28 protein-coding genes are annotated in these 26,349 nt (G+C 68.3%); 10 read left to right on the top strand and 18 right to left on the bottom strand.

Annotated elements, in window-relative coordinates:
- Positions 1 to 1,179: a glycoside hydrolase family 3 N-terminal domain-containing protein gene (locus tag QU603_RS00520; RefSeq protein WP_308492545.1), complete on the bottom strand. Its 1,179-nt coding sequence runs from the start codon at positions 1,177 to 1,179 to the stop codon at positions 1 to 3.
- A 220-nt stretch (positions 1,180 to 1,399) separates the two neighbouring features.
- Positions 1,400 to 1,918, bottom strand: a complete 519-nt coding sequence (locus QU603_RS00515; RefSeq protein ID WP_308492544.1) for an adenine phosphoribosyltransferase — start codon at positions 1,916 to 1,918, stop codon at positions 1,400 to 1,402.
- Positions 1,919 to 2,054: 136 nt separating this feature from the next.
- On the opposite strand from QU603_RS00515, the gene QU603_RS00510 reads away from it, so the two are divergent.
- The 3 genes from QU603_RS00510 to QU603_RS00500 all read left to right on the top strand — a co-directional run bounded on the left by QU603_RS00510 (position 2,055) and on the right by QU603_RS00500 (position 6,345).
- Positions 2,055 to 3,518, top strand: a complete 1,464-nt coding sequence (locus QU603_RS00510; protein ID WP_308492543.1) for an aldehyde dehydrogenase family protein — start codon at positions 2,055 to 2,057, stop codon at positions 3,516 to 3,518.
- An 87-nt stretch (positions 3,519 to 3,605) separates the two neighbouring features.
- Positions 3,606 to 5,282, top strand: coding sequence for a glycoside hydrolase family 13 protein (locus tag QU603_RS00505; protein ID WP_308492542.1), 1,677 nt, complete (start codon positions 3,606 to 3,608; stop codon positions 5,280 to 5,282).
- A 31-nt stretch (positions 5,283 to 5,313) separates the two neighbouring features.
- A complete protein-coding gene (locus tag QU603_RS00500; RefSeq protein ID WP_308492541.1) occupies positions 5,314 to 6,345 on the top strand; it encodes a LacI family DNA-binding transcriptional regulator in 1,032 nt (343 codons plus the stop codon).
- A gap of 64 nt (positions 6,346 to 6,409) precedes the next feature.
- Here the strand turns inward: QU603_RS00500 and QU603_RS00495 are convergent, their stop codons facing one another.
- Positions 6,410 to 7,036 (bottom strand): NADPH-dependent F420 reductase, encoded by a 627-nt coding sequence (locus QU603_RS00495; RefSeq protein WP_308492539.1) that lies wholly within the window; start codon positions 7,034 to 7,036, stop codon positions 6,410 to 6,412.
- A 136-nt stretch (positions 7,037 to 7,172) separates the two neighbouring features.
- Here QU603_RS00495 and QU603_RS00490 point away from each other — a divergent pair, with 136 nt between their 5' ends.
- Positions 7,173 to 7,835, top strand: coding sequence for a TetR/AcrR family transcriptional regulator (locus QU603_RS00490; protein WP_308492538.1), 663 nt, complete (start codon positions 7,173 to 7,175; stop codon positions 7,833 to 7,835).
- 110 nt (positions 7,836 to 7,945) lie between these two features.
- Positions 7,946 to 10,126: an APC family permease gene (locus QU603_RS00485; protein WP_308492537.1), complete on the top strand. Its 2,181-nt coding sequence runs from the start codon at positions 7,946 to 7,948 to the stop codon at positions 10,124 to 10,126.
- Between the two features lie 31 nt (positions 10,127 to 10,157).
- Here the strand turns inward: QU603_RS00485 and QU603_RS00480 are convergent, their stop codons facing one another.
- The 8 genes from QU603_RS00480 to QU603_RS00445 all read right to left on the bottom strand — a co-directional run bounded on the left by QU603_RS00480 (position 10,158) and on the right by QU603_RS00445 (position 15,686).
- Positions 10,158 to 11,138, bottom strand: coding sequence for an SRPBCC family protein (locus QU603_RS00480; protein ID WP_308492536.1), 981 nt, complete (start codon positions 11,136 to 11,138; stop codon positions 10,158 to 10,160).
- Between the two features lie 26 nt (positions 11,139 to 11,164).
- Entirely contained in the window at positions 11,165 to 11,524 is a 360-nt protein-coding gene (locus tag QU603_RS00475; protein ID WP_308492535.1) for an ArsR/SmtB family transcription factor, read from the bottom strand.
- A 137-nt stretch (positions 11,525 to 11,661) separates the two neighbouring features.
- Positions 11,662 to 12,549, bottom strand: coding sequence for an alpha/beta fold hydrolase (locus tag QU603_RS00470; RefSeq protein ID WP_308492534.1), 888 nt, complete (start codon positions 12,547 to 12,549; stop codon positions 11,662 to 11,664).
- Between the two features lie 83 nt (positions 12,550 to 12,632).
- Complete coding sequence (locus QU603_RS00465; RefSeq protein WP_308492533.1) at positions 12,633 to 13,193, bottom strand: RNA 2'-phosphotransferase; 561 nt, start codon at positions 13,191 to 13,193, stop codon at positions 12,633 to 12,635.
- Positions 13,194 to 13,254: 61 nt separating this feature from the next.
- Positions 13,255 to 13,686, bottom strand: coding sequence for a hypothetical protein (locus tag QU603_RS00460; protein ID WP_308492532.1), 432 nt, complete (start codon positions 13,684 to 13,686; stop codon positions 13,255 to 13,257).
- On the bottom strand, positions 13,683 to 14,903 hold the full coding sequence (locus QU603_RS00455) for a hypothetical protein (protein ID WP_308492531.1): 1,221 nt from the start codon (positions 14,901 to 14,903) through the stop codon (positions 13,683 to 13,685). The genes QU603_RS00460 and QU603_RS00455 overlap by 4 nt, the downstream gene beginning before the upstream one ends.
- A 7-nt stretch (positions 14,904 to 14,910) precedes the next feature.
- Positions 14,911 to 15,228 carry a hypothetical protein gene (locus tag QU603_RS00450; protein WP_308492530.1) on the bottom strand — a complete coding sequence of 106 codons (318 nt, stop codon included), beginning with the start codon at positions 15,226 to 15,228 and terminating at the stop codon, positions 14,911 to 14,913.
- Positions 15,225 to 15,686: a YbaB/EbfC family nucleoid-associated protein gene (locus tag QU603_RS00445; RefSeq protein WP_308492529.1), complete on the bottom strand. Its 462-nt coding sequence runs from the start codon at positions 15,684 to 15,686 to the stop codon at positions 15,225 to 15,227. The genes QU603_RS00450 and QU603_RS00445 overlap by 4 nt, the downstream gene beginning before the upstream one ends.
- Before the next feature lie 64 nt (positions 15,687 to 15,750).
- On the opposite strand from QU603_RS00445, the gene QU603_RS00440 reads away from it, so the two are divergent.
- The 3 genes from QU603_RS00440 to QU603_RS00430 all read left to right on the top strand — a co-directional run bounded on the left by QU603_RS00440 (position 15,751) and on the right by QU603_RS00430 (position 18,068).
- Positions 15,751 to 17,040 (top strand): SufS family cysteine desulfurase, encoded by a 1,290-nt coding sequence (locus QU603_RS00440; protein WP_308492528.1) that lies wholly within the window; start codon positions 15,751 to 15,753, stop codon positions 17,038 to 17,040.
- Positions 17,037 to 17,504, top strand: coding sequence for a Fe-S cluster assembly sulfur transfer protein SufU (sufU, locus tag QU603_RS00435; RefSeq protein ID WP_308492527.1), 468 nt, complete (start codon positions 17,037 to 17,039; stop codon positions 17,502 to 17,504). The genes QU603_RS00440 and sufU overlap by 4 nt, the downstream gene beginning before the upstream one ends.
- Positions 17,505 to 17,678: 174 nt before the next feature.
- Positions 17,679 to 18,068 (top strand): SdpI family protein, encoded by a 390-nt coding sequence (locus QU603_RS00430; RefSeq protein WP_308492526.1) that lies wholly within the window; start codon positions 17,679 to 17,681, stop codon positions 18,066 to 18,068.
- On the opposite strand, the gene QU603_RS00425 is transcribed toward QU603_RS00430, so the two are convergent.
- The 7 genes from QU603_RS00425 to QU603_RS00395 form a co-directional block, all read right to left on the bottom strand.
- The gene (locus QU603_RS00425) at positions 18,065 to 18,994 is read right to left on the bottom strand and encodes a LysR family transcriptional regulator (protein WP_308492525.1); all 930 of its coding nucleotides are present in this window, start codon (positions 18,992 to 18,994) and stop codon (positions 18,065 to 18,067) included. The two genes, QU603_RS00430 and QU603_RS00425, sit on opposite strands and share 4 nt — an antisense overlap.
- 26 nt (positions 18,995 to 19,020) lie before the next feature.
- Positions 19,021 to 19,800, bottom strand: a complete 780-nt coding sequence (locus QU603_RS00420) for an ABC transporter ATP-binding protein (RefSeq protein ID WP_308492524.1) — start codon at positions 19,798 to 19,800, stop codon at positions 19,021 to 19,023.
- Positions 19,801 to 19,828: 28 nt separating this feature from the next.
- Positions 19,829 to 20,602, bottom strand: a complete 774-nt coding sequence (locus QU603_RS00415) for an ABC transporter permease (RefSeq protein WP_308492523.1) — start codon at positions 20,600 to 20,602, stop codon at positions 19,829 to 19,831.
- Positions 20,599 to 21,432 carry an ABC transporter permease gene (locus tag QU603_RS00410; RefSeq protein WP_308492522.1) on the bottom strand — a complete coding sequence of 278 codons (834 nt, stop codon included), beginning with the start codon at positions 21,430 to 21,432 and terminating at the stop codon, positions 20,599 to 20,601. Before QU603_RS00410 ends, QU603_RS00415 begins: the two co-directional genes overlap by 4 nt.
- Positions 21,433 to 21,442: 10 nt before the next feature.
- A complete protein-coding gene (locus QU603_RS00405; protein WP_308492521.1) occupies positions 21,443 to 22,435 on the bottom strand; it encodes an ABC transporter substrate-binding protein in 993 nt (330 codons plus the stop codon).
- A 25-nt stretch (positions 22,436 to 22,460) separates the two neighbouring features.
- Positions 22,461 to 24,113: a thiamine pyrophosphate-binding protein gene (locus tag QU603_RS00400; RefSeq protein WP_308492520.1), complete on the bottom strand. Its 1,653-nt coding sequence runs from the start codon at positions 24,111 to 24,113 to the stop codon at positions 22,461 to 22,463.
- Positions 24,114 to 24,237: 124 nt separating this feature from the next.
- Positions 24,238 to 24,777: a YaeQ family protein gene (locus QU603_RS00395; RefSeq protein WP_308492519.1), complete on the bottom strand. Its 540-nt coding sequence runs from the start codon at positions 24,775 to 24,777 to the stop codon at positions 24,238 to 24,240.
- 104 nt (positions 24,778 to 24,881) lie between these two features.
- Between QU603_RS00395 and QU603_RS00390 the strand changes: the two genes are divergently transcribed.
- Both QU603_RS00390 and QU603_RS00385 read left to right on the top strand, forming a co-directional pair.
- Positions 24,882 to 25,421: a MarR family winged helix-turn-helix transcriptional regulator gene (locus QU603_RS00390; protein WP_308492518.1), complete on the top strand. Its 540-nt coding sequence runs from the start codon at positions 24,882 to 24,884 to the stop codon at positions 25,419 to 25,421.
- A complete protein-coding gene (locus QU603_RS00385; RefSeq protein ID WP_308492517.1) occupies positions 25,418 to 26,218 on the top strand; it encodes an SDR family oxidoreductase in 801 nt (266 codons plus the stop codon). The genes QU603_RS00390 and QU603_RS00385 overlap by 4 nt, the downstream gene beginning before the upstream one ends.
- The last annotated feature ends 131 nt before the right edge of the window (positions 26,219 to 26,349 follow it).

Genomic DNA, 26,349 nt, shown 5'->3' with positions numbered 1-26,349 from the left:
TCAGCCGACCCCGAGTTGCTTGGCGACGACGACGCGGCGGGCGGCGGCATCCACCTCCGCGGCGAACGCCGGGTCGGACGTGGCTTCGGCGAGCACCGCGTCGTACATCTCGGGCAGCAGGGTGGGGCCGGACGAGACGAGCACGATGTCGCACCCTGCCTGGATCGCCTTTATCGCCCGAGCGGCGGGGGTGAAGGCCGAAACAGCGGCCGCGGCCGACAGGTCGTCGGTGATCACGACGCCGTCGAAGCCGAGTTCGTCGCGCAGGATGCCGGTGACGATCTTCGACGAGAATGCGGCGGGTGCCGACGGGTCGATCTTCTTGTACACGGCCGTCGAGAGCATCACCAGCGCGGGCCCGTGCGCGAGCAGCGACCGGTAGACGTCGACATCGGGCGACGAGGCGGTGATGACGGTGTCGAACGCGGGCGCGAAGTCGGTGTTCGAGGTCGTGCGCCCCAGGCCCGGGAAGTGCTTGAACGTCGGCATCACACCGCCCTCGCGCATGCCGGCGGCAAACGCTCCGGCGCCGGCCGACACGGCCTTCTCGTCGTAGCCGTATTGGCGGTTCAGCAACCCGATGGGCTTGTTCTGACGGGCGACCGCCGCACTCGTGACGATGTCGGCGACCGGTGCCAGATTCATGTCGACACCCGCGGCACGCAGCTGCGATGCCCAGGTCGCGGCATCCTGCTGCAACGTCGCCGGGGGCATGCCCCCCTGCTTCAGAGCCGACGGGATCGGGTCGAAACCGGCTCCTTGGAGCACCTGGACGTCGCCGCCCTCCTGGTCGGTCGCGACCCACAGCGGCACCCCACCGGTGGTCTGCGGCGATACCAGATTCCTGAACTTCTGCACGACGGCGGCGGTCTGATCCGCGCCCGCGCGCGGGCTGCTGTGCAGGAACACACTGCCCACGTGACGGGCGGCGATCGCCTTCAACGAGCCGGCGGCGGCCGCGTCGCGGGGTGTGCCGACCATGAACAGCTGCCCGACGCGCTGCGCAAGGGTCAGACCGGCGATGGGATCAGTCGGCGTCGGAGTCTGCAGCGGTTCGAGCGGCGGCGAGGCCGTCACCCGCACGTCGCTGCGCGACGGGGCCGGTGAGGCGGTCGTCGGCGCGCACGCGGAGAGCAGCAGGGCCGCTGCCACCAGTGGGACGAAAATGCGTGCGCGCATGGTTCCAGTGTGACGCGGCTGCGGCGGGTCATGCACCGGCATCCCCTCGCCCACGCGCATCCCCCCGCCCACTCTCCACTCCCCACACCCCCCACTCGCCACCCAATCCATAGGGACTCGGCGGGTCCACACACCTTGACCTATGGATCCGCCGAGTCCCTATGGATTCGCGCTGTGCGGGCGCGCTCTGCGGGCGCGCTGTGCGGGCGCGCTGTGCGGGTCAGACGCAGAAGAGCGCGTGCACGTCGCCGACGAGGGACCGGCCGCCCAGCGCCTCGAGCTCCATCAGCACGGTCGTGCCCACCACGGTTCCCCCGAGCTGCCTGACCAGCGAGTGCGCGGCCTGCAGCGTGCCGCCGGTGGCCAGTACGTCGTCGATGAGCAGCACGCGCATGCCGGGGCGGATGTCGTCGTGCGCCTCGATCGTCGCCGTGCCGTACTCGAGCGAGTAGTCGACCGCCGCCGCCGGCCGAGGCAGCTTGCCTGCTTTGCGGATCGGGATCAGCCCCACCCCCGCGGCCACCGCCGCCGCCCCGGCGAGCAGGAAGCCGCGCGCCTCGATGCCGGCGACCACGTCGAAGGTGCCGGCGAACGGCTCGATCATCGCATCGATCGTGGCGCGCAAGGCGACGGCATCGGCCAGCAGCGGCGTGATGTCGCGGAACAGCACCCCCGGTTCGGGATAGTCGGGGATGCTGCGGATCAGGCTCTCCGCGCGCTGCAGCTGTGGATCGGGCACCCGTCAACACTACGCGGACGCAGCGCGCGGGCCCGCGCCCGGCCCCGCGCACGAGCGTCCGGGTGCCGTAGGCGACGACTAGACTCCGGATCAAGGCGGCACCACCCGAGTGCCTCTGCCTGCGAAGGAGCAGAACATGGCCATCAGGCGTCAGCTCATCATCGGCGGCGAACACGTCGATGCGGCGTCCGGCAAGACGACCGACGACCTCAACCCCTACACGGGTGAGGCATATGCGCAGGTGGCCGCAGCGGGCCCCGAAGACGTGCGCCGCGCGGTCGATGCAGCGGCAGGGGCGTTCGACGCGTGGGCCGGGATGCGCCCCACCGAGCGCGGCAAGATCTTCACGCGCGCGGCCGAGATCTTCGAACAGCGTCGGCCCGAAGCCGTCGAGCTGATGGCCGAAGAGACCGGTGGCGTGAACGGTTGGGGACACTTCAACGTCGGCCTCGCCGCCGACATCTTCCGTTCCGCGGCGGCGGCCACCACCGCCCCGCGCGGCGATGTTCTGGCCACCGACATGAGCGGTGTGTACTCGCTGGCCGTCCGCGAACCGTACGGCGTGGTCGCCGCCATCTCGCCGTGGAACGCGCCGTTGATCCTCGGCACGCGCGCAGTCGCGATCCCCCTTGCGGTGGGCAACACCGTCGTGCTCAAGCCCAGCGAAGACGCCCCGATCGCGTGCGGCCTGTTCATCGCCGACATCCTGCTCGAAGCGGGAGTGCCCGAAGGCGTCATCAACGTCATCACGAGTGCCCGCGAAGACGGCGCCGCCGTGGTGGAGAGCCTGATCTCGGACGACCGCGTGCGGTGCGTGAACTTCACCGGATCGACGAACGTCGGCCGGCAGATCGGCGTGCTGGCCGCCCAGAACCTCAAGCCCGCGGTGCTCGAGCTCGGCGGCAAGAACAGCATCGTGGTGCTCAAGGACGCCGACATCGACCACGCGGTGAACGCGTCGATCTTCGGGTCGTTCATGCACGCCGGCCAGATCTGCATGTCGGCCGACCGCATCGTCGTGGACCGATCGATCGCCGACGAGTTCACCGAGAAGTTCGCCGCCCGCGCGGCGGCACTGCCGGCCGGCGACCCGAAGGACCCGGCGACCGTGATCGGCCCCGCCATCAACACCGCCTCGACCGAGCGCCAGTTCGGACTCATCGACGACGCGACGGCGAAGGGCGCGACGGTGCTGGCAGGCGGCGACAGGCGCAGCAACGGCATCGTGCCGGCCACGGTGCTCGCAGGCGTCACCGACGACATGAAGATCTACCGCGACGAGATCTTCGGCGCCGTGACCACCGTCTTCCCGGTCGAGGGAACCGAGGCGGCGGTCGCGTTCGCGAACGACACGCCCTACGGCCTGACCGCCGGGGTGATCACCGAGAACATCTCCGAGGGCATCCAGGTGGCGCAGCGGCTGAAGACCGGCATCGTGCATGTGAACGACCAGCCCATCGCCGACGAGCCGATGGCACCCTTCGGCGGCGTCGGCAACTCGGGCTACGGCAGGTTCGGCGGACAGAACGGCATCGCGTCGTTCACGAACACCCGCTGGGTCACGATCCAGCAGGAGGGCCACGCCGGCTACCCGATCTGAGGCGCAGCCCGCCGCCGACCCACCGGCGGTCTTGTCACAGAACCCGTCCGGGGCGACATATGTAAGCGCTTGCACTACGCTGATCGCATGACTTCGACCGCGCTTGACACCCGTATCGCGCTGGCTTCTGCTCCTGGGGCTGAGTGGTGGCGTTCTGCCGTCATCTACCAGATCTACCCCCGTTCGTTCGCCGACGCGAACGGCGACGGGCTGGGCGACCTGCGCGGCATCACGTCGCACCTCGAAGACCTGAAGACCCTGGGCGTGGATGCCGTATGGCTGAGCCCCTTCATGACCAGTCCGCAGAAGGACGCCGGCTACGACGTCACCGACTACTGCGATGTCGACCCGATCTTCGGCACTCTGGCCGACTTCGACGACATGCTCGCCGCGGCGCACGAGCGCGGCATCCGGGTCATCGTCGACCTTGTTCCGAACCACTCGTCCGACCAGCACGTGTGGTTCCGTGAGGCACTGGCGGCAGCGCCGGGCAGCGTCGCACGCGGGCGGTACCTGTTCCGCGAGGGCAAGGGCGAGCACGGCGAGCTGCCCCCGAACAACTGGGAATCGGTGTTCGGCGGCCCCGCGTGGACGCGCGTGAGAGAAGCCGACGGCGAGCCCGGTCAGTGGTACCTGCACCTGTTCGATTCGTCGCAGCCCGATTTCGACTGGACCAACCCCGAGGTGCGTGCCGAGTTCCGCCGCATCCTGCGCTTCTGGCTCGACCGGGGGGTGGACGGCTTCCGCGTCGATGTCGCGCACGGCCTGATGAAGAAGCCGGGCCTGCCCGACTACTTCCCCGACGCCGACGGCGGCTCGATGGGCGGCGACGCCGCCGACGTGCCCTACTGGGGCCAGCCGGCCGTGCACGACATCTACCGCGAGTGGCATGAGGTGCTCGCCGAATACGACGGCGACCGGGCACTGTGCGCCGAGGCATGGCTGCCCTCCATCGAGCAGACCGCGCTGTGGGTGCGCCCGGATGAGATGAATCAGGCCTTCAACTTCGCCTACCTGGAGACGAAGTGGGATGCCGCGGCCCTGCGCGCGGTGATCGATGCGTCGCTCGCGGCTTACGCCGCGGTGGGTGCTCCCAGCACCTGGGTGCTGTCGAACCACGACGTCGTACGGCATGCGTCGCGCCTGGCCCTGACGGCCGAGAACCCGCAGGGCACCGGAATCGGCCCGAACTCCCCTGGCAAGCCCATCCCCGAGGTGGGACTGCGCCGCGCCCGCGCGGCGACCGCGCTGATGCTGGGCCTGCCCGGCTCGGCCTACCTGTACCAGGGCGAAGAGCTCGGGCTGCCCGAGGTCATCAACATCCCCGACGACGCCCGACAGGACCCGACGTGGTTCCGCACCGACCACGAGCGCTACGGGCGCGACGGCTGTCGCGTGCCGATCCCGTGGGTCGCCGACGCCCCCGCGTACGGCTTCAACGACACCGGAGCGACCTGGCTGCCCCAGCCCGCCGAGTGGGCTGACCTCGCCCGCGACGTCGAGGCCGCGGATGAGGCATCCACCCTGTCGATGTACACGACGCTGCTCGACGAGCGCCGCGAGCGGAGGCTCGGTGCCGGTAGCCTGGAGTGGCTCGATTCGCCGGCCGGGGTCGTCGCGTTCCGCAACGGCTCGGTGACCGTGCTCGCCAACATCGGCGAGCGGCCGGTGGCCGTGCCCGGCGGCCGGCTGATCACCTCCAGCGGCAGCCTCGTCGACGGGCTCGTCCCCGTCGACACGACCGTCTGGGTCGAGACGGACTGACCCCCGACAACCAGCAGAACGGGCGCGTGCAATGGTGAGCATCGACGAGGTAGCACGCGTGGCAGGCGTCTCGACCGCGACCGTCTCACGCGCTCTCAGCGGCCGCGGCCGCGTGTCTGACACGACCAAGGCGCGCGTCGAAGCGGCCGCCGACTCGCTCGGCTACGTCGTGTCGGCGCCGGCGTCGAGCCTGGCGTCTGGGCGCGCGCGCAACATCGGCGTGCTCGTGCCGTTCTTGGAGCGCTGGTTCTTCTCGACGGTGCTGGCCAGCACCTCGGCCGAGCTCATGCGGCACGGCTACGACATCACGCTGTACAGCGTGACGGAGGATGCCGAGCTGCGCCGCAACGTGTTCGACACACTGCTGCGCCGCAAACGCGTGGATGGCATCATCGCGGTGTCGATCGCCCTCGGCGACGCCGAGATCGAGCGCCTGCTCGCCCTGGAGATGCCGGTGATCGCGATCGGCGGACCTGATCCGCGCCTGCGCACCCTGACCGTGGACGACGTCGCGGTCGCGCGCCTGGCCACCGAGCACCTGCTGGCGCTGGGGCACCGCGACATCGCGCACATCGGAGCCAGTCCCGAATTCGACCTGGACTTCCACATCCCGACTCAGCGCCGCCAGGGCTTCGCGCAGGCCCTCGAGCAGGCCGGCCTCGAGGTGCGACCGAAGCTCTTCGAGCCGGCGGACTTCACGATCGAAGGCGGGTTCCGTGCCGCCAAGCAGCTGCTCGGACGCCCCGGCGCGCACCCCACCGCGATCTTCGCAGCGTCGGATGAGATGGCGATCGGGGCGATCCTTGCCGCGCGCGAGCTCGGCTATCGCCTGCCCGCCGACCTGTCGATCGTCGGCGTCGACGGACATGAGCTCGGCGCGTTCTTCGGGCTGACCACGGTGGACCAGTTCCCCGCCGCGCAGGGAGTGCGTGCGGCCGACGCGATGCTCGACGCGCTGAACGGCCAGGTCACCGCGCGACGCAGCGCATCGGCTGCGTCACCCGATCACCTGCCGTTCGAGTTGGTCGTGCGCCGGTCGACCGCGCGTCCCGCCGCCGGCTGAGTCGCCGACGGAGAACCGGATGGCGGGCGCGGTGCGCCGCGCCCGCCATCCGACTGTGCCACGATCACTCCTGCGCAGCGAGGTTCACGCCCATTGCGAAGTTGAATCCGAGACCGTTGCGGGCAAGGCCCATCTCGACCAGACCCAGCCCCTCGACCCAATGCGCCATGGCCAGCTCGCCCACGTCGCGAGGACGCAGGCCGATGCTCGTGATGAACTCCGCGACCTTCTTCTTGGCGGCCGAGTCATCGCCGGCGAAGAAGACGTCCACCGGGGCGCCCGACGCCAGGATGTGGCTGAACAGCGTGTTGAAGGCCTTCACGACGCTCGCGTCTTCGGGCGCCACCTCGGCGACCAGCTGCGCGACCGAGGTGTCGTACGGCACGGCCAGCCCGGTGGCGGTGGCGTTGAACGGGTTCGTGATGTCGACGATCACCTTGCCCGCCAACGCGTCGCCGAACTCACGGACCACCGGCACTGCCGCCTGGTAGAGCACCGCGAGGATCACGATGTCGCCGGTGGGTGCCGCACCCCACGTCCCCGCCGTCGCACCGCTGCCGAGCTCTGCGACCAGCGCCTTCGTGCGCTCGGCGTTGCGACCGATGACCTGGACCGAAGTACCGGTGCTCAGGGCCCGCGACGCGAAGTTCCGGGCCATGTTCCCGGCTCCGATGATGCTGATGCTGCTCATGACGTGCTCCTTCGAGATGTTCATTGTGGTTACCGGGGTCTGTCGCCGAGCAGTCGATCGAATCTCAAGCTGAGGCTACCCTCCGATTGGGGGTAGAACCGGAGGGTAGCCTCCTGTATTCCGCTACAGTGGAAGCATGACCACCAGCGAGGTCGCGCGAACACGCAAGCCCTGGCGCCGCGACGCCCAGGAGCGCCACGACAGACTGATCGACGCGGCACAGCGAGAGTTCGCCCGTCGAGGAGTGTCGGCCTCGCTGGAACAGATCTCTCGGGATGCCGGAGTCGCCATCGGCACGCTGTACCGGCACTTCCCGACGCGGCTGGATCTGCTCATGTCGGCCCTGGAGCCACGGCTCGAGGAATTCCTGCGCGGCGCCGAGAAGGCCATGCGGCTGGAGGATCCGTGGGAGGCGTTCACCTGCTACCTCGAGAATCTCTTCCGCACGCAGGTGGGCGACCGCGGATTCAATGACTTCCTCTCCCGCCGTTTTCCCGACAGCCCCGAAGCCGAGCGGATCCACGATCTGGTGTGCCACCAGATCGGCGACGTGCTCACCCGCGCCCAACAAGCCGGGCAGGCGCGCCCAGACATCGCGCTGGCCGACATCGTCATCCTCATCTGGACGAACGGCCGCATGATCGATGCCACCCGCGACACAGCGCCCGACGGCTGGCGCCGCCAGCTGCGTCTCATGCTGGACGCCTACCGAGCAGAGCGCGCGCATCCGCTCCCCGAACCGCCGATGACGGACAGCCAGCTCTACGACGCCATGGTCCGCCTCAACACCGCGGACTGAACGGGCCGCGTCGGCAATGCGACGCCGCGACCCCTGTCGCGCAGGGGAACGCAGCGGTGACAACGCCCCGCAGAACCGTGTCGCGTTGCAACCCACCTCCAACCGGCGTAGTGTCACCCGCCGTGACCAGCGAAAATCGCGATGAGACGCCTGAGTCACCGATCGCGAAACGCATCCTGATCGGGGACCCCCTGGCGTCACAGAAAGCCGACGAGCACCTGCTGGCAAAGCGCATGGCTCTGCCGATCTTCGCGTCTGACGCACTCTCGTCGGTGGCGTACGCCCCGCAGGAGATGCTGATGATCCTGCTGACCGGGGGGCTGGCGTTCCTCGTGTTCGCGCCGTGGGTGGCCGCCGCCGTCGTGCTGCTGCTGGCAGTGGTCGTGCTGTCGTACCGCCAGTTGATCCGCGCGTACCCGTCCGGCGGCGGCGACTACGAGGTGGCACGCACGAACCTGGGTGAGATCCCCGGTGTGGTCGTGGCATCCGCCCTTCTCGTGGACTACGTGCTCACCGTCGCCGTCTCCACCGCGTCGGGGGTCGACAACATCATCTCGGCACTGCCGTTCCTCAACGGCTGGCGCGTCGAACTGTCGGTGGCGTGCGTGGCCCTCATCGTGCTGGTGAACCTGCGTGGCGTGCGCGAGGCATCCCGCGCCTTCGCCATCCCGACGTACGTGTTCATCGGGTCGGTGGCCGTGCTGGTGATCACGGGACTCATCCGCGTCGCGCTCGGCAACGCGCCGGTCGCCTCCAGCGCCCAGTACGCACTGCATTCGCAGAGCATTTCGCAGGCAGCGGTGATCCTGCTGGTGCTGCGGGCGTTCTCGAGCGGATGTTCTGCCCTGACCGGTGTAGAAGCGGTGGCCAACGGCGTGCAGGCGTTCCGCAAGCCCAAGATCCGCAATGCGCGCACGACGCTCGCTCTGCTCGGTTCCATCGCCGCGATCATGTTCGCGGGTCTGGTCACGATCGCCCTGATCTCGCACGTGCAGTATGCCGAGAACCCGTGCGACCTGGTCGGCTTCGACTGCAAGGCCACCCCCCAGCCGAGCCTCATGGCGCAGCTTGCGGCGGCCACGTTCGGAATGAACTCGGTGCCGTTCTTCATCGTGCAGGCCGCCACCGCATGCGTGCTGCTGCTGGCCGCCAACACGGCGTTCAACGGCTTCCCGCTGCTGGGTGCGGTGCTCGCGCGCGACGGATACGCCCCGAAGGCACTGAACACCCGCGGCGACCGGCTCGTCTACTCCAACGGAATGATCGTGCTGGGCATCGCCGCCATGGGCGTTCTGGTCATCTACCAGGCGAACCTGTCGAATCTGATCCAGCTGTACATCATCGGCGTGTTCGTCTCGTTCTCGCTCGGCCAGATCGGCATGATCCGACATTGGATCCGAGGCCTCAGACGCGTCGCGGGCCTGCCGCCCGAAGCGCGAAGTCAGCAGTCGGCGCGCATGCAGGTGCGCAGCTTCCGCAAGGGACTGGTCATCAACGGCCTGGGCGCGACGATGACCGTGCTGGTGCTCGTGATCGTGACGATCACCAAGTTCACCCACGGCGCGTGGCTTGTGTTCTTGGCCATCCCGATCCTCTCGACGCTCATGATGGGCGTGTACCGCTACTATCGCGACGTCGAGCACGAGATCGAGATGGACGACACCCTGCACTTCGGCTCGGACGGCGATGTCGCCCTGATCCTGGTGAACAAGCTGCAGAAGCCGGTCGTGAAGGCCATCGACTACGCGCTGGCCGCCCGTCATGACAAGACGATCGCTGTGCACGTCGCCGTCACGAAAGAGGACCTGTCGAGGTTGCAGAAGGACTGGCAGGCGCACGGGATGCCGGTGCCGCTCGTCACGATCGAGTCGCCGTTCCGCAGCTACGCGGGTCCCCTCATCGAATTCATCAAGCAGTACCGCGCCGAACACGGGTCGAGCGTCATCACCGTGTACCTGCCGCAGTACATCGTCGGGCACTGGTGGGAAGGCATCCTGCACAACCGCCGTGCCCGCCGCATCGCCCAGCAGCTCATGCTCGTGCACGGGGTGACGATCACTCTCGTGCCGTGGATGCTCGACTCGTCGGAGCTCATCTACGGCCGCCGCTCGCGCCCGATCCCCGGGCAGGAGCGTGCCGGTCGCCCGTTCAAGCCCGGTGCGCGCTTCAACGTCGAGCTGCACCGCGTCGGCGGCCAGGCAGGCGATGCCGGGTCAGTGTCCGGTCCGTCCACCGGTCCGGACACCGGGCCGACCGCCGGCCCGAAGGACGACGCGCCCGACCCGCACTGACCGCCGCGCGCTGTGCGTTCGACCCCGCCGGTCAGGCCGGGAGCAGTTCGCGCTCCAGACGCTGGTAGCTGATCTCCATCCCGTCTGCCATGCCGGTCGCCAGCACGAGGTCGCGGGTCGCGGCATCCGGGTACGTGATCAGCAGCGTGATCAGCGTCGCGCCGTCCTCTTCGTACAGCTGCAGGTCGTTCGTGGTCGACGGATAGTCCGTGCCGGTCATGTGCTCGGTGGTCACCGCGCGCCGCGGCGCGTCCGACAGCAGCGTCGTGCCGTCGAAGCCGAACGCCTCACCCTTGGTGCCCTCTGCGGGCTCCCACCAGTACCGATACGCGCCGCCGACCGCCGGGTCGACCTCGCACACCGTCATGGCCCATCCGTCAGGCCCCAGCATCCATCGCTTGATCAGCTCGGGCTCCTGGTGCGCGCGCCAGACCAGTTCGCGCGGCCCCTCGATCAGTCGAGTGATGCGCACGCGCTGGTCGTCGAGCACCTCGACCTGCGTGCCCTTGCCGGCCGCGTAGTCGCGCAGCTGCTGCAGCACGATGTCGAGCTGGCCCATCGCCTGCGTGATGCCCTCGACCATGCCCATCCCGACGGCCTGCTCGAGCGCCTCGACCGATGCGAAGTGCGTGACGCCGTCCATCCGCGTGCCGGTCGCGGTCGGTTCGAACGCGAACACCATGCGCATCGTCGGGATGTCGCCGTTCAGGTCTCCGTTCTCGTCGGCGAACCCGTCGAGAACCTCGAACGACCGGGGTTCGTCGATGGTGAGGAACTCCCACCGCCCGTACGAGGTCTCACCGTCGGGGCCGGTCATGTGGTACTGCGCAAGACCGCCCGGCGCGAAGTCGAAGCGCGTGAATGTGGCCGGCCACCCGGGCGGACCCCAGAAGCGCTCGAGCTGACGCGGGTCGGTGAACACGTTCCAGACGCGTTCGGGTGCGGCGTTGAAGTCGGCGACGATGGTCATCGTCAGCGCTTCGGGGTCGCTGTGGATGTCGGTGACGGGCATGATCTCTCCTTGTGGGGTGACCCGGCTCAGCGCGCGGGCCGTGAGGTCTCGGGGTCTTCGGCCAGCAGCGCGTCGATGCGATCGATGCGGTGGCGCCAAAGCTCCTGGTAGCGCTCGAGCAGCTGCTGCGCCCGGGCGATCATTGCGGGATCCGTGCGCACGAGACGCTCCCTTCCCTCGGCCCGCTTGACGATCAGGCGGGCGGCTTCGAGAACGGCGACGTGCTTCTGCACGGCCGCGAACGACATGTCGTAGTCCGCGGCGAGCGCCGACACCGACTGCTCGGCATCGATCGTGCGGCGCAGGATGTCGCGGCGCGTGGCGTCGGCGAGGGCCCGGAAGACCCGGTCCACCTCTTCGTCACTGAGTTCTCTTTGTGCAACCATTTGGTTGTAGATTACGGGATGCCGCGGCCGGTGTCAACCCTCACCTGCCGACGTGAGGCGCTCGGGCGCGGTCGTGCCACCGTGTTCTCGCTTCAGGATCTCGGCAGCGCCGGAAGGCGCCTGCCCACCATGTCGCACTACGACGTGCGCTCCCCCAGCAGTCCGCGCAGCCGCTGGGCGAAGCCGTCCGGATCGCCCGGCATGCCGGGCTGCGACGTGAACCCACCGTGATTGCTCGGAGCATCCATCGCCTCGACACCGACGCGCGTCGCCACAGCGCGGGCGGCGCGGGCGGGCATGGTCTCGCCGGACTCGACCCCGGCGAGAATGACCAGCCGGTCGCCGAGCGCACGCAGCGCCTTTTCGTCGGGACGGTATTCGATGACCGCCGGCATGTTGCGCAGCAACGGGTTCGTGCGGCTGCCGTCGTCGTCGCCCGACATGCCGAACATGGCGGGATCGGGCGCAGGCCGTTCCAGATAGCCATCGGGCACGGGACCCTCGAGCATCACGAACTGGATGAACGCGGCCATCGCCGCGCCGTCGCCGCGCTCGGCATACGTCTTCTTCATATCGGCGACGACATCGAGCACGGCCTCGCGGTCGGGCAGCTCCGCCGCAGTGGCCGGCTCGTGCACGACGACGCGCAGCAGGTCCTCGGGGTGTGCGGCGGCCAAGGCGAGCAGATTGACTCCGCCGCCGCTGGAGCCGAACGCGTCGACCGGCCCGGCGCCAACAGCCTGGATGACCCGATGCAGATCATCGACGTGCTGCTCGACGCTGATGTCAGTCGTGGCGGTCGGGTTGCGGCCGGCGCCGCGAGGGTCATAGGTGATCACCGGCCGATCGGTGAAGTGCGCGGCGAGCTGTTCGAACCCGTCGGCACCCATCGGCGCGCCGAACAAGAACAGCGCAGGCCGCTCCGGTGTCGCTGCGGCGAGATCGCCACGGATGTCATACGTTATCGCGTCGTCACCATCGCCCACGGTTTGCGTGAGAGCAGGTGCTGCCTCGGTGGCGGACATTGCGGCTCCATTCGATATACAACCAATTGGTTGAATATTAGAGGGATGCCCGACGTCGGTCAACCCGTTCCCTCGGGCTATCGCTATGCCGCGCTCTCACCGCCCTCGACGACCAGATACTCTGCGGGCACGTTGTCCGCAAGGAAGATGTAGGGCCCGGCGGTGAACAGCTGGTGACCATCGGCCTGGAACGTCGCGACATCGACGGACAGAAGAACGGGATCGGCGGACTTGCGCCGGCCCACACGAACGGCGACATCACGATCGACGGCGAGGTGGACGTACTGCCGCCCCATCGTGCGCAGGCCCTCACTGAGGATGGCCGGCAGCACCCTTGGAGCCGTGGCGTGGAAGAGCGTCTCCGGCACCTCCGTCGCGATGGGGTGCCCGATCCGGCCTTCGATGGAGTGCCCGTACGCGGCCCGGATCGATACTCCGTCGGACTCGAAGCGACGCTTGGGTGATTCATCGATCACCCGTTCGATGTCGTCGAGCGCGACAGGTGCGCCCACCGCGGCAGAGACCGCATTTCGCACCTGCTCAAGATCAGCCCAACCGCCGCCATCGAGCTGCAGCCCGTAGTCCTCTGGGGCATGCCGCAACGCGTGCGACAGGGTCTTGCTCAGCGTGACGTCATTGACCATGAGATCCATCCTCGCCGAACGAGCAGACCCGGCCGGGAAGTTGTCCACAGGTCAGATCGACTCAGCCTTCCGTGTCATCCTCCGCTTCTTCGCGCAGCCAGTCGGCATGCTCTTCTTCTGCCGCCTCCATGAACACATCGAAGTCGTCCCAGTAGCCACGGTTCTCCCACCCGGGTGAGGCGAATGTGTGCACGATGAACACACGGGGATTGCCGGATAGATCCGCCCCGTCGAAGCAGAACACGTCATCGGTGCCGCCATGCTTGGCGAACGGCACGAGGGGCGGCCGCGACGGGTACTGCGTTTTGATCGTCTCCGACCACCACCGGACCGACTCATCAAACTCGATCAGCCACCACCACGGGTCGATGTCGGGCAGCTCCCCCTGTCGAAGCAACTCTTCGAAACGTCTCGGAGCAATGAATCCCGGCGGGCGTACGGCTTCAAATCCGGCTATCCGCTCTTCGATAGTGGATGGTTTACGTTCCCTCATTCCGGCCTTCCTGTCACTCGAGGCAGCTCGAAGGAGCCGCTCGGAAATTCCTCGGCCCAGGCCTTGCCTTGCTTCTCGATACGGATGAGTACCGCATCTCCCCAGGTGTCGGGCGTCTTCCCGCGCCAGTAGAACCGCTCCCGCTCATCAGCAGTGAGTGCATCGTCTGGTCTGTGCACGTTGGCCGAGACACTCGTGTCGGTCTCAACCGCTGCTCGTAGTCGAGTGTTGTCCAAGCTGGTCAAGCGGCCGTCATCCATTTTCACAACGTCGATTGGCTCGCCGTCCCATCCCCGTGTCGACATACTCTCGACGATGTCGTCATACGTGTATTCAACCCCGTCTCGGATTTTGCGGTACGACACCGTCTTCTGAGAAAACCGTGTCTCGCATGGGTCCGTTCCGCTTCGGCGACCGACCATCGAAGCGACGCCCTCAGGCGCACGCCCCACCGACGCCGCGCTGCCCTCGCCGCGCAGCATCCGGGCCATCGTCGCGCTGCCGCGGGCGAACAGCGCCCGCAGCTCGCCGACGAGCCGAACCAGTTCCTTCAGCCCGCGCAGCAGTCGGGTGATCGCCTGCCCGACCCGCGATGCGACCGACGCGACGCGCGCCGCGATCTGTCCGAACGCGAACGGTGCTGCGATCCCGAGCGTGAGCGCCGTCTCTGCCGCGACCGCGATGGCCGTGCCTGCCACCTGAGAGACGGCATCCCGAACCAGGTCATGCACGACGCGCACGAGCTGCGACGCGATGCGCATGCCGGCACCGATCGCGGCCGCCCAATCCCCCACCGCAGACAGGTGCCGCGACGCGTCGGCCACGTAAGCCAAGTACGCATCGATGGCCGCGCCCGACAGGGCGGCCACGTCGTCCGCGCGTCGCATCAGCGTGTGCCCCGATTCGCGCATGCGGGCCGCAACGTTGTCCCAGGTCTGCGCGAACGACTCGACCTCGCCCGCATCGCCGGTGAAGTCGTTCAACCACCCCTTCAGCGGCTCGAGGTGGTCGAGCACCCAGCCCAAGCCGTTCGCGATCAAGGTGCCGATCGGGTCGATCACCGCCACCGCGGTGTCGACCAGGCTCGAGAAGGCCGCAACACCGCCCTGCACCCAATCGCCCGACTGCAGAGCATCCACCAGCGACTGACCGTCCTCGATGAGGAATGCGCCCGAGAACGGGCTCGTCACGTCGACCGGATCTGCGACCAGCGTCATGCCCCGATCACCCCAGCTCGCCGTCGAGGATCTTCACGGCGTCGACGACATCCTGCTCGAACGCTTCAGCGTCGCCGGCCAGCCCGCGCAGCTGAGTGCCCGTGCGCTGCATCAGCGCCTCCGAGCCGTCGATCATCCGCGCCGCCACCTGTGTGATCGCCGCCGCGGGCGGCACGAGAAACGAGCACAGCATGCCGAATGCCCCACCCGACAGGCTCAACGAGCGCACGGCCGACGCCGCCTCTTCCACGTCGCCGCCGATCCGGACGACGGCGCGTGCGTGGTCGCGCAGCAGATCGAAGTCCCACGCGATGCGGGCGCTCACCGGACGACCTCGGGTTCGAGCCGTGCCCGCAGACCGACCCGCGCCGCACCCGAGTGGACAGGTTCGGTTTCGAGTTGCGCACGCAGCACCGCGAGCACCGGGTCGTCCTCACCGAGCAGGTCGCTCGCTTCGGTCAGCAGGTTTCGCTGGAGATCCCGGCGTGCCAGCCGCACGGTCTCCAGGATCAGCCGCGCCACACCGGCACCACCGCGGCTCAGCGCCGAATCTGCGATCCGCAACTCGGTGAGCCGGCCGGTGTGATCCACCTCGACCGTCACCTCGGTTCGCCGCGCCATCCCGCGCGTCGCCGCCGTCACCTGCTGCAGCAGCCCCATCTGCTGCGCACGCCGCTGCGCACGGCGCACGTCCTGCTCCACCCGTGCGATCGCCTCATCTGCATCACCGAACATGGCGACGATGTTTCCGCAAACGGCGAGCGCGCCTCGAAAGTTATCCACAGGGCGGGGCGCTCGAGCCCTCGTACCGGGGCCGGGCCGGCGCCCGCGGCGTAGCCTGGAACCTATGAGTTCTCTGGCCGAGACCACCCCGTTCGACGTGCGGGCCGTGCGAGCCGACTTTCCGATCCTCGCCGAGTCGGTGAACCGCGCACCGCTGGTGTACCTCGACTCGGCCGCAACCAGCCAGAAGCCCTATTTCGTGCTCGACGCCGAGCGGATGTTCCTCGAACACGCCAACGCCGCCGTGCATCGCGGTGCGCACACGCTGGCCGCCGAGGCGACCGACACGTTCGAAGACGCCCGTGCCGACGTGGCCCGTTTCGTGGGTGCGGCTGCCGAGAACATCGTCTGGACCTCGGGGGCGACGGCGGCCCTCAACCTCGTGGCGTACTCGATCGGCAACGCGAGCGTGGCCGGGGCCGCAGCATCCCCCTACGCATTGCGTCCCGGCGACGAGATCGTCGTCACCGAGGCCGAGCACCACGCGAACCTCATCCCGTGGCAGCAGCTGGCCGCGCGCACCGGCGCGACCCTGCGCCACATCCCGGTGCACGATGACGGCACGCTCGATCTCGACGCCGCCGCCGAGCTGATCGGCGAGCGCACGCGCGTCGTGGCCTTCTCGCACGTCTCGAACGTGCTGGGCATCGTCAATCCGGTCGAGCGCCTGGTCGCACTGGCGAAGGATGCCGGCGCCCTCACGGTTCTCGACGCCTGTCAGTCCGCGCCCCACCTGGCGCTGGATCTGCCCGCCCTCGGCGTGGATCTCGCCGCGTTCTCGGGTCACAAGATGCTGGGCCCGTACGGAATCGGCGTGCTGTACGGGCGCAGCGAGGTGCTCGAAGCCCTGCCCGTGGTCCTCACGGGCGGATCGATGGTCACCACCGTCACCCTCGAGACCGCCGAGTTCCTGCCGGCACCGCAGAAGTTCGAAGCGGGCACCCAGCCGGTGTCGCAGGCGGTGGGCCTCGCCGCCGCCGCACAGTATCTCGCCGGCCTCGGCATGGACGCCGTGCACGAGCGCGAACGCATGCTGGAGCGGCGCCTGCGCGACGGGTTGCGCGCGATCGACGGCATCCGGCTGCTCGGCGACACGAGCGACCCGGCCATCGAGCGCGTGGGGCTGTGCGCGTTCGACGTCGACGGCGTGCACGCCCACGACGTGGGCCAGGTGCTGGATGCCCGCGGCATCGCGGTGCGTGTCGGACACCACTGCGCCCAACCGCTGCATCGCCGGTTCGGCATCACCGCCTCGGTGCGCGCGAGCACGTCGGTGTTCACCACCGAGGCCGAGATCGACACGTTCCTCGACGCCGTCTCAGGCGTGCGATCCTTCTTCGGAGTCGGCGCATGAGCGGACTCGAGTCGCTCTACCAGGACCTGATCCTCGATCACTCCAAGCATCCGCACGGCTTCGGACTGGCCGAGGCCGAAGGCCGCTCGGCCGAGTCGCACCAGCGCAACCCGGTATGCGGCGACGAGATCACGCTGCGCGTGCGTCTGTCCGGCGATGCCGGCGACGTCGTGCGCGATGTCACATGGGAGGGCCAGGGCTGTTCCATCTCGCAGGCGTCGGCGTCGATGCTCGCCGTGCTCCTGGCAGAGGAGAACAGGATGCCGCGGGCCGAGGCATCCAGTCTCATCGACGCTTTTCGCACCGCGCTGCGCTCGCGCGGGGAGATCCCCCTCGACGAGGAGCGCTTCGGCGATGCCGCAGCCCTCTCGGGAGTCTCGAAGTACACGGCCCGTGTGAAGTGCGCGATGCTCGCCTGGGTCGCGCTCGAAGATGCGCTCGCCCGTGCGAGCCTGCCCGCCTGAGTTCCTCACCCGCTAGCCCGTGCGAGCCTGCCCGCTTGAGATCCTCACCCGCTCGGCCGTGCACAGCTGCGGGGATCTTCACCGACACGCCGGGCCGCGGCATCCCTCGCCGGCGTGTCACCCACGATCCCCGCAGGTGTGCCCGGCTGGATCGCCCGGCGCAGAGTCGGCCCCATGGCCGCTGTCTGGATCCTCGCCGGCGCATCGCTCGCGGTCGCCGTCCTCATGTGGTTGTGCGCGATCGGCGTGATCAGACGCAACCCGATCGTGGCGATCCGCATCCCGTCATTGTTCGCGTCGGATCAGGCGTGGCAGGCGGGACATCACGCCGCACTGCCCGTCACGATCATCGGGGCCATGGGCGCCGTGGCGACGTCGATCGGCGCTCTCGCGGTGCCGTGGTTCGCGCGGACCGCATTCGTGATCCAGCGTGCTGGTCATCGGGGGGATGCTGGTCGGGACCGTCCTCGCCTGGCGCGCCGCCGCCCGAGTGGGCTGAGCACGCGGGCGCGCAGCGAGCGCCGCCGTGCTCGCGCATCGGTACGAAGGTGCAAGACCGGCTAAGGGTGCCCCGGCAAGGCAGGCTCTGACGGCACCGGAGCGAAGCCCGATTCCGCTTCGGTCGCCGCCAGCACGACGTCGCGGAACCAGAGCAGCGAACTGGCCTCTTGATGCGCCGAGCGCATGTACAGGCGGACCTGCACCGGGTCCAGCGCGAAGGGCAGGTCGCGCATCACGAGCGGCCAGTCCCGGACCCACAGCGCGGACAGGCTCTGCGGCATCGTCGCGATCAGGTTCGTCGCCGACAGCATCGCGGGCAACGCGGCGAAGTGATTCAGCACCGCGACCGGATCACCGGCGCCACCGTGCGCCTCGACCGCGCGTTCGATGTTCACGTGTCCCGACTCGCCGGTCACCACCGCGTGCGGTGCCGACCGATAGGCATCCATGTCGAGCTCGCCTGTCGCAAGCGGATTGCCCGCCGCCATCAAGACGACATATCGCTCGTACTTCAGCGTCCAGGTCTGGAATCCGCCTGGCACATTGGCCGAGTTGATTGCAACATCCACCACCCCGCGCGCGAGCGTATCGGCCATGCTGGTCGGATCGAGCTTCAAGACATCCACGCTCAGCCCGGGACCCGCCGCGCAGACCCGCTCGACGATCCCGGCCAGCCAGTGCATCTCGCCGAGCTCGGACAGTGCGATCCGAAACCTGCGGCCCGAGGCGGCCGGATCGAACGCCTGTGCGGAGACGGCGTTCTCGATACGGCCGAGCGCGTCTCGGACCACCGGGAACAGCTCCTGCGCATATGGCGTCGGCAGCATCACGCGGCCGGATCGATAGAACAGCTGGTCGGCGACATCGCGCCGCAGGCGACTCATCGCCTGACTGACTGCGGACTGTGTCACATGCAGTGCGGATGCCGCGCCCGTCAGGCTGCGCGCCTCATACACCGCCATGAACGTGCGCAGCAGATTGAGGTCCATCACCCCATATTGGCCGTCCCGGACCCTCACGTCGTGGGAACTGTCCCGGTTTGCGCCATCAGCTGGCTGGATGCCTTGATGTTGCGGTACAGGTGCGCGCGCAGTTCGCCGAATTCGGCATGCTGTTTGGTCAGCAGCTGATCACGCGGCTTGGGCAGCGTCACCGGAAGGTCCTCGTCGATGAACGTCGGCCGGGGCCCCATCACCAACACGCGGTCGGCGAGGTAGATCGACTCGTCGATGTCGTGCGTGACGAACACGATCGTCACGTCGAAATCGTCCCGGATCTTCATCACCAGATCTTCCAAATCGGCGCGGGTCTGGGCATCCAGTGCCCCGAATGGCTCGTCCATCAAGAGGATCTCGGGCTGATAGGCCAGCCCGCGTGCGATCGCCACACGCTGCTGCATCCCGCCGGACAGCTGCCACGGGTACTTGCCGGTGAATCCCGCCAAGCCCACCGACTGCAGCGCGTGCGCCACGCGTTCTCGTCGGGCCGAGCGCGACAGTTTCAGCCGCCGCAGCGGAAACGCGACGTTGTCGGCCACTGTCATCCACGGATACAGCGAGTTGGCGTAATCCTGGAAGACCAGCGCGATCTGCTCCGGCGGCCCTGAGATGACGTGCCCGTCGACCTCGACGGTTCCGGACGTGGGTGTCAGCAGCCCCGCCATCAGCTTGAGCACAGTGGTCTTGCCGCACCCGGACGGACCCACGATCGTCACGATCTGGCCACCGCCGATCGTGAACGAAAGGTCTTCGACGGCCGGGGTGCCTGTGCCGGCATCTCCGTAACGCTTGCTCACGCCGTTCAGTGTCAGCATCTTGTTCCTTTCACTGCGCCGCAGCGCGGGCACCACGGTGCCAGGCGAGCACACCGCGTTCGATGAGGGTGAAGACAAGGTTCAGCAGGTAGCCGAGAATGCCCAGCAGCAGGATGCCTGACCACATGTCGGCCAGTGCAAAGGTGCGCTGGGCCTGCAGCACGAAGTAGCCCAGCCCGTCGGTGGAGGCGACCATCTCGCTGATGACCATCATGATGATCGCCAGCGGCAGCGCCGTGCGCATGCCGGCGAAGATCTGCGGCGATGCGGCCCGCAGTTGCACGTGCAGGAGCGCATCGATGGTCGGGATGTGGTAGACCTGCGCGGTCTCGGCCATCGTCGGTTCGATGCCCGCCACGCCGTCCATCGTGTTCAGCAGGATCGGCCACACACACACGAACGCGATCAGTGCCACCTTCGCCGACGAGTCGACGCCGATCGCCAGGATCGTGAACGGCAGCAATGCTGGTGGCGGGATGGCGCGCAGGAACTCGATGATCGGGGACGTCTGGCGACGCAACCAGGCGACCCTGCCCAGCAGGACACCCAGCAACACTCCGATCAGCACCGCGATCAGAAACCCGCTGAGCAGGCGCACAAGTGACGGCACCAGATCCAACGGGATCCGCGTGAACAGCCAGTTCTTCTGGAAGGCGACCAGCACCTCTTGCAGGGGCGGAAAGTAGAACCCACCGGCCGTGTTGGTGAAGATCAGCACACCGAGGATGACCAGGACCGGAACCAGCACCTCGGCGGTGATGTACAGCCCCTCGCGCCGCCTCATGACTGGGCCCTCCGCTGGGACGGATGCCACCGCAGCAGGCGCCGCTCCAGCCGCGCGAAGATCGTGTTCAGCAGCAGGCCGAGGATGCCCGAGAGCACGACGAACGCGTACATCACCGCTACCGCACCGCCCTCGCGTGCAAGGTTGATCTGCTCACCGATACCGCCCGCGTTGATCACGATCTCGCCGGTGAGCACAAGGATCAATGACACTGTCGACGCGATCCGGACGCCGGTGGCAAGGTAAGGGAGGGCACTGGGCAGCACGACGTGCAGCGCGACGTCGCGGCGGCGGATCTGGAACGATCGTGCCGTGTCCAGCTGTGTAGGCAACACGTTGCGCACTCCGTAGATGGTCTGGATCAGCAGCGGCCAGACCGCGGCGAACACGGCCAGGAAGATCTTGCCGTCGCCGAGATTGCGTCCGAACAGCAGGAATACCAGCGGAATGAGGGCGACCGAGGGAACCGGGCGCAGAAACTCGACGATAGGTCGCGTCGCCCGGTAGGCGAATTCGCTCGAGCCCAGCAGCAGACCCAGCGGAACTGCGATCAGCGCGGCCAGTCCGAGACCGATGGCCCAGCCACGCAGCGTGTCCAGGGTCGCCCACCACGCGTTCGCGGTGCCGAGTTCGGTGAAGAGCGTGGCCACGACCACGGTCGGGGGCGGGAGGAACCGGCTGGGCAGGATCTCGAGCCGGATGACCAGTTCGAGCAGCACCAGCACGAGCACGACACCCCCCAGCGAGCCGATCCACCGGCGCGCACGGTCGGGTGCGTGGCGCCGGCGGATCGATCCGCGGGACGCGGACTTCGCGATGACCGTCATCATCGGGCGCGACCTACGACTTCGGCTTGTAGATCAGGTCTGCCGCGTTCAGGTCCTTCTCCAGCGTGCCGTACTTCTTCGTGTAGCCGATCAGTTCCTGCATCAGGTCGACGTTCAGGTCTGGGCTGAAGACCGGCAGCCGGATCGCGTTCGCCATCTCCGGGGTCACCGAGGTGTACTTGGGGATGATCGCGCGGACCGCGTCCGGGTGGTCGCGGGCGTATTCCACGGCCTTGGTGATCGCGCGGGTGAAGGCGGCCACGGTGTCGGGGTGCTGGTCGATCATCTGCTGGGATGTCTCCCACGCGCCGTTGGGAAAGTGCTTGCCCATCACGACATACGGTGTGTCGACGACATGACCGCCGGCTTGCAGCACGGCCGTCACGAACGGCTCGGGCACCAGCGCGGCACCCACTCGTCCCTGGGCCAGGGCCACCGGCATCTCGGGGAACGGGATCTCGGTGAGCTTCATCTTCGAATCGTCGATGCCCTGCTTCTCCAGGGATGCCCGTACCTGCACCTCGGCGACGCCCTTCAGCGCATTCACCGCGACGGTGGCGGTGGCCAAGTCCTGTGGAGTCTTCACCGAGCTGCCCTTGCCTGCCACGACGATCTGCCAGTCCTTGTCGGGCGTGTCGGCGCCGGTGTCGTTGCCGGCGATGAACTTCAGCGGCAGGCCCTGCGACTGTGCGGTGAAAGCGGGCACGTAGCCGGACGCGATGAAGTCGAACGAGCCGCCGAGCAGCCCGGTGATCATTGCGCTGCCGGACTGCACGTTCTGAATCGTGACATCCAGTCCCTCGTCGGTGAAGAAGCCCTGCTGGGCGCCCAGCTGCACCGAGGCGAGGTTTGCCGTGGGCAACGAGGCCACCGTGACGGCGACCGGTTCGCCGGGTGTCTGATGGTCGCCGCCGCCGGGGGAACCGGACGAGCACGCCGTGACGGCGAGCAGGGATGCCGCCAGCAGCGCGGCCGCGGTGGTCAGACGGGTGGTGAGTGAGGACATCGTCGTTCTCCTAGGGGGTGGGGGATCAGTTCTCATCCATGGAGTGGCCGAGCAGCCACGAAGGGAACGCGACCGTCTTGGCGTCGATCACGAACGGCCGATCGCGCGGGCCGTTCAGCCAGTCCTGCAGCGGTGCGATGTCGTCCACCGAGCGCACCGTGATCGCCTCGCACCCGTAGCCACGGGCGATGGCGGCGATATCGGTCTCGGGGAAGCTCACAGTGTCGAGCTGGTCGGTAACGTGCTTGAAGTGCTGCACCTCGGCGCCGTAGGCGCTGTCGTTGTAGACGAGCACGAGCAGGCCCAGCCGCAGCCGGACGGCGGTGTCGAGTTCGACGTGGCTCATCATGAAGCCACCGTCGCCGACACCGGCAATCGGCAGGCGGTCGGGATGGGCGAGTCCTGCCCCGATGGCACTGGCCAGCCCGAGCCCGATCGACTGGAACGCGAGGGGAACGCTGTAGCCGTGCACGTCCGGCACCCGCAGGTACGCGCCGGGATAGCCGTTGAAGTTGCCGCCGTCGGGAACGACGACACGCGCGGCCGGGATCATCGCGTCGACCGCGTTGGTGAACGCACGCGGATCGATCCGCTCGGCGTCACTGCGGTCCTCGAACGGCTGCTCCCGCCAGAGCAGGGTATCGGCGAGCTTGCGCTGCACATCGTCGGTGCGGTATCCGCTGCGCGCCACCGCGCGTGCGGCGAGCAGGTCGGCGACGGCCTCCGCGACCGCAGCAGTGTCGCCGAGCACCCCGAGGTCGATGCGGTGGTGGCTGCCCAGGGCATCGGGAGTGTCGTCAATCTGCACGATAGTCTTGTTCTTCAAGAGTGAACCGTTTCGGCTGGTCCAGCGGTTCAGACCGGCGCCGAACGCCACCAGGACGTCGGCTGCGGCGATGAGCTCAGCCCCGCCGTCGGTGGCGAAGCCGCCCATCACGTCGATGTGCCACGGGTCGTCGTGGAACAGTCCGCGCGCCGCCGCAGAGGTGGTCAGCAACGCGCCCACCTGCTCGCCGATGCGCGCGATCTGCTCCTTCGCATGCCAACCGCCGCGGCCGGCGACCAGCACCGGACGCTCGGCGCTGGCGAGCAGGTCGGCGAGCGCTTCGATCGTCTCGCCGCCCGCACCGGCGCGCTGCACCGTCGGCACGGTGGGAACGGCATCCTCATCCCAGTCGACCATTGCCGTCTGCAAGTCGATGGGCACCGAGAGCACGACCGTGCGGCGGTCCTTCACGGCATGCAGGTAGGCGCGATAAGCGTCGGCCACGGCCGTCTCGGGGCGGTGCACGCGCATCGCCGCGGCGCCGAGGGCGGCGACGGCGCCGTCTTGGTCGATGTAGAAGTTGGATGTCTTCGCGAAGCCCGGAGTGTCACCGGTCATGATGATGATCGGTGTGCGAGCCTTGGCCGCCTCCGTGATGCCGGTCATGGCGTTGGTCAGGCCGCAGCCCTGGTGCAGGCTCACCACTGAGACCTCGCCGGTGGTGCGAGTGTAAGCGTCGGCCATGCAGGTCGCACCCATCTCATGCCGAGCAGCCACGAACGGCATCCCTCCGGTGAGCAGGGCGTTCGTCATGTGGAAGTTGCCGCTGCCGACGACCCCGAAAACGCGGCTGACGCCAAGCTGGGCGAGTGTGCGGCCCACCGCTTCGGCGACCGTGACCTGACGAACCATGCTGTTGCCCTCCGCTTCGTTGCGCTGTTTTCGAGCATGGCAACGAGCGCCGCATAAGTCGAATGACGATTACTTGGGTCTTGCATCAGCGACGCTAATGCAGGTGTGCCCCCGGGCGGGCCGCTCAGACGATCGCGTGATCGTGGATGTCGGAGCTCAGGCTCGTGCCGTTCAGGTCGAAGTAGAGATGGTGCTCGGTCACCGAGACCGTGAGCGTGCTGCGCCGAGCGAGGGCCACCGTGGCGTCGTCGATGAACCCGCGATCGAAGGTGTGCACGACGATGTTCTCGGCATCGTGGATGCGCTTGCCCTGCCACTGCGCGATCACCTTCGCGGGGTCGCGGTGCGTGTAGACCGTCGTGCGGCCGGCCAGTTTGCTGCCGAAGTGGAGGCGGGCGGCATCCGGAGCGCCCACCTCGATCCATGCGGTGATCGCACCGGTGAGGTCTCGCACCAGCACAGCGGGCTCTTCGGCCGCCGAGATGCCCTCGCTGAACGCGATGCCCTCTTCGTACTCGAGGCAGTACGCGAGCACACGCGTGATCATGAAGGCGTCGGTCTCGGAGGGATGCCGCGCCACGCGCAAGGTGAGCGACTCATAGACTCCGCGGTCCACATCGGCCAGCTCGACGTCGAAGGTGTAGATCGTCGCTCCGGTCGCCATGGCATCTGAGCCTACCCGCGCACCGACGGCCGACAACGCGCCGGTGCTCGACATCCATCGTCATAAAGATGCTGACACGTCAACAATGCCCTACTGTTGCTGACGTGTCAGAGAGATTGAGCGGGCAGCGACTGCTGGCCTGGCAGAAGCTGCAGACCGTGACCGCGCAGCTGCGCCGCGAGACCGCGCGCGTGCTGTCGGACGAGGCCGGGCTCTCGGAGGCCGAGTTCACCGTGCTCGCACATCTCGCGCCGACACCGCACGGCGTGCGGTCGGTGACCTGCGCGCGAGCGATGGGATGGGACACCAGCCGCCTGTCGCACCAGCTGCGCAGGCTCGAGCAGCGCGGATACGTCGCACGTCGCGCGGGTGCAGACACCGGCGCGACCGGCGGCAGCTCCTTGGCCGGCGGCGACGGCAGAGCCAGCGTCGTCGCGCTCACCACCGAGGGCCGCCGAGCCTACCGACGCGCGGTCGGCCCTCACCTCGAAGCCGCCGACCAGTGGTTCGGCCAAGCACTCAGCGACTCCCAGATCGACGAGCTTTACGACGCGCTCACGGCGATCCAGACGCACATCGATCAGCAGACCGCGGCCGCCGCGAGCGACCCGCAACCCGGCAACAACAAGGAGGAACGACAGTGACCGACCTGTCGACACGCCCCGAGTGGGCACAGGAGAAGACCGGCCTCGCCGGCACGACAGTGCTCGTCATCGGCGGCGCCGGCGGCGTGGGCGAGGGAGTGGTGCGCGCGGTGCTGGATGCCGGTGCCCACGCGGTGGCGCTCGGCCGCAGCCGCGAACGGCTTGACGACCTGGCCTCGCGCCTGGCACACCCGGGGCTCACGGTCGACACGATCGATGCACTCGCGCCGAACGTGACAGCGCGCGCCGCGGAGCTGGCCGATCAGCACGGGCCGTTCGACGCGGTGATCGTGTCGGTTGCATCGTGGGGAGACCAAGGGCGCAAGCCGGCGCTCGAGCTGACCGATGACGAATGGGACGCCCTGCTCGCGTCGAACCTGACCGCCGTGTTCCGCCTCTACCGCGCGTTCGTGCCGCACATCGCAGCCCGCGGCATCCTGCTGCAGTTGAACGGGATGAGCGCCGAGATCCCGTTCCCGGGGGCGGCGGGGCGCGCGCTGACCGCGGCGGCACAGAAATCCCTCACCCGCACGATCGCGGCCGAACTCGGCGGCGGCGGACCGCGCGTGTACGAAGTGGTCCTGGGCATGATCCGCACCCGTGCGCGACTGCAGGCCGGCATCGACCAGCCGGACTGGATCCCCGCCTCGGACGTCGGCTGGCACGTGGCCGAGCTGGTCGCAGGCACCAGCCCGCTGGCCGGCCATGACCTGCACTACTTCGTCGATGCCGCCGCGGGTCCGCAGCCCACGCCTGGTTCGCCGGTGGTTCCCACCCCAGCCGCGATCGCCCGTTGACCCGTGTGAACCGCAAGTTGAACACCGATTTTGGACATATACCTTTCGCGCGCGGACTCCGCCGCACCGACGGCAGACAGTCCGAAGGACACCCCGCGGGATACGCCTGCCGCCGCCAACTAGAATCGGTA

The sequence above is a fragment of the Microbacterium terrisoli genome (assembly GCF_030866805.1).
Classification (GTDB): domain Bacteria; phylum Actinomycetota; class Actinomycetes; order Actinomycetales; family Microbacteriaceae; genus Microbacterium; species Microbacterium terrisoli.
The sequence above is the reverse complement of the archived record's forward strand: the minus strand, read 5'-3'. Positions and strand labels throughout refer to the sequence as shown.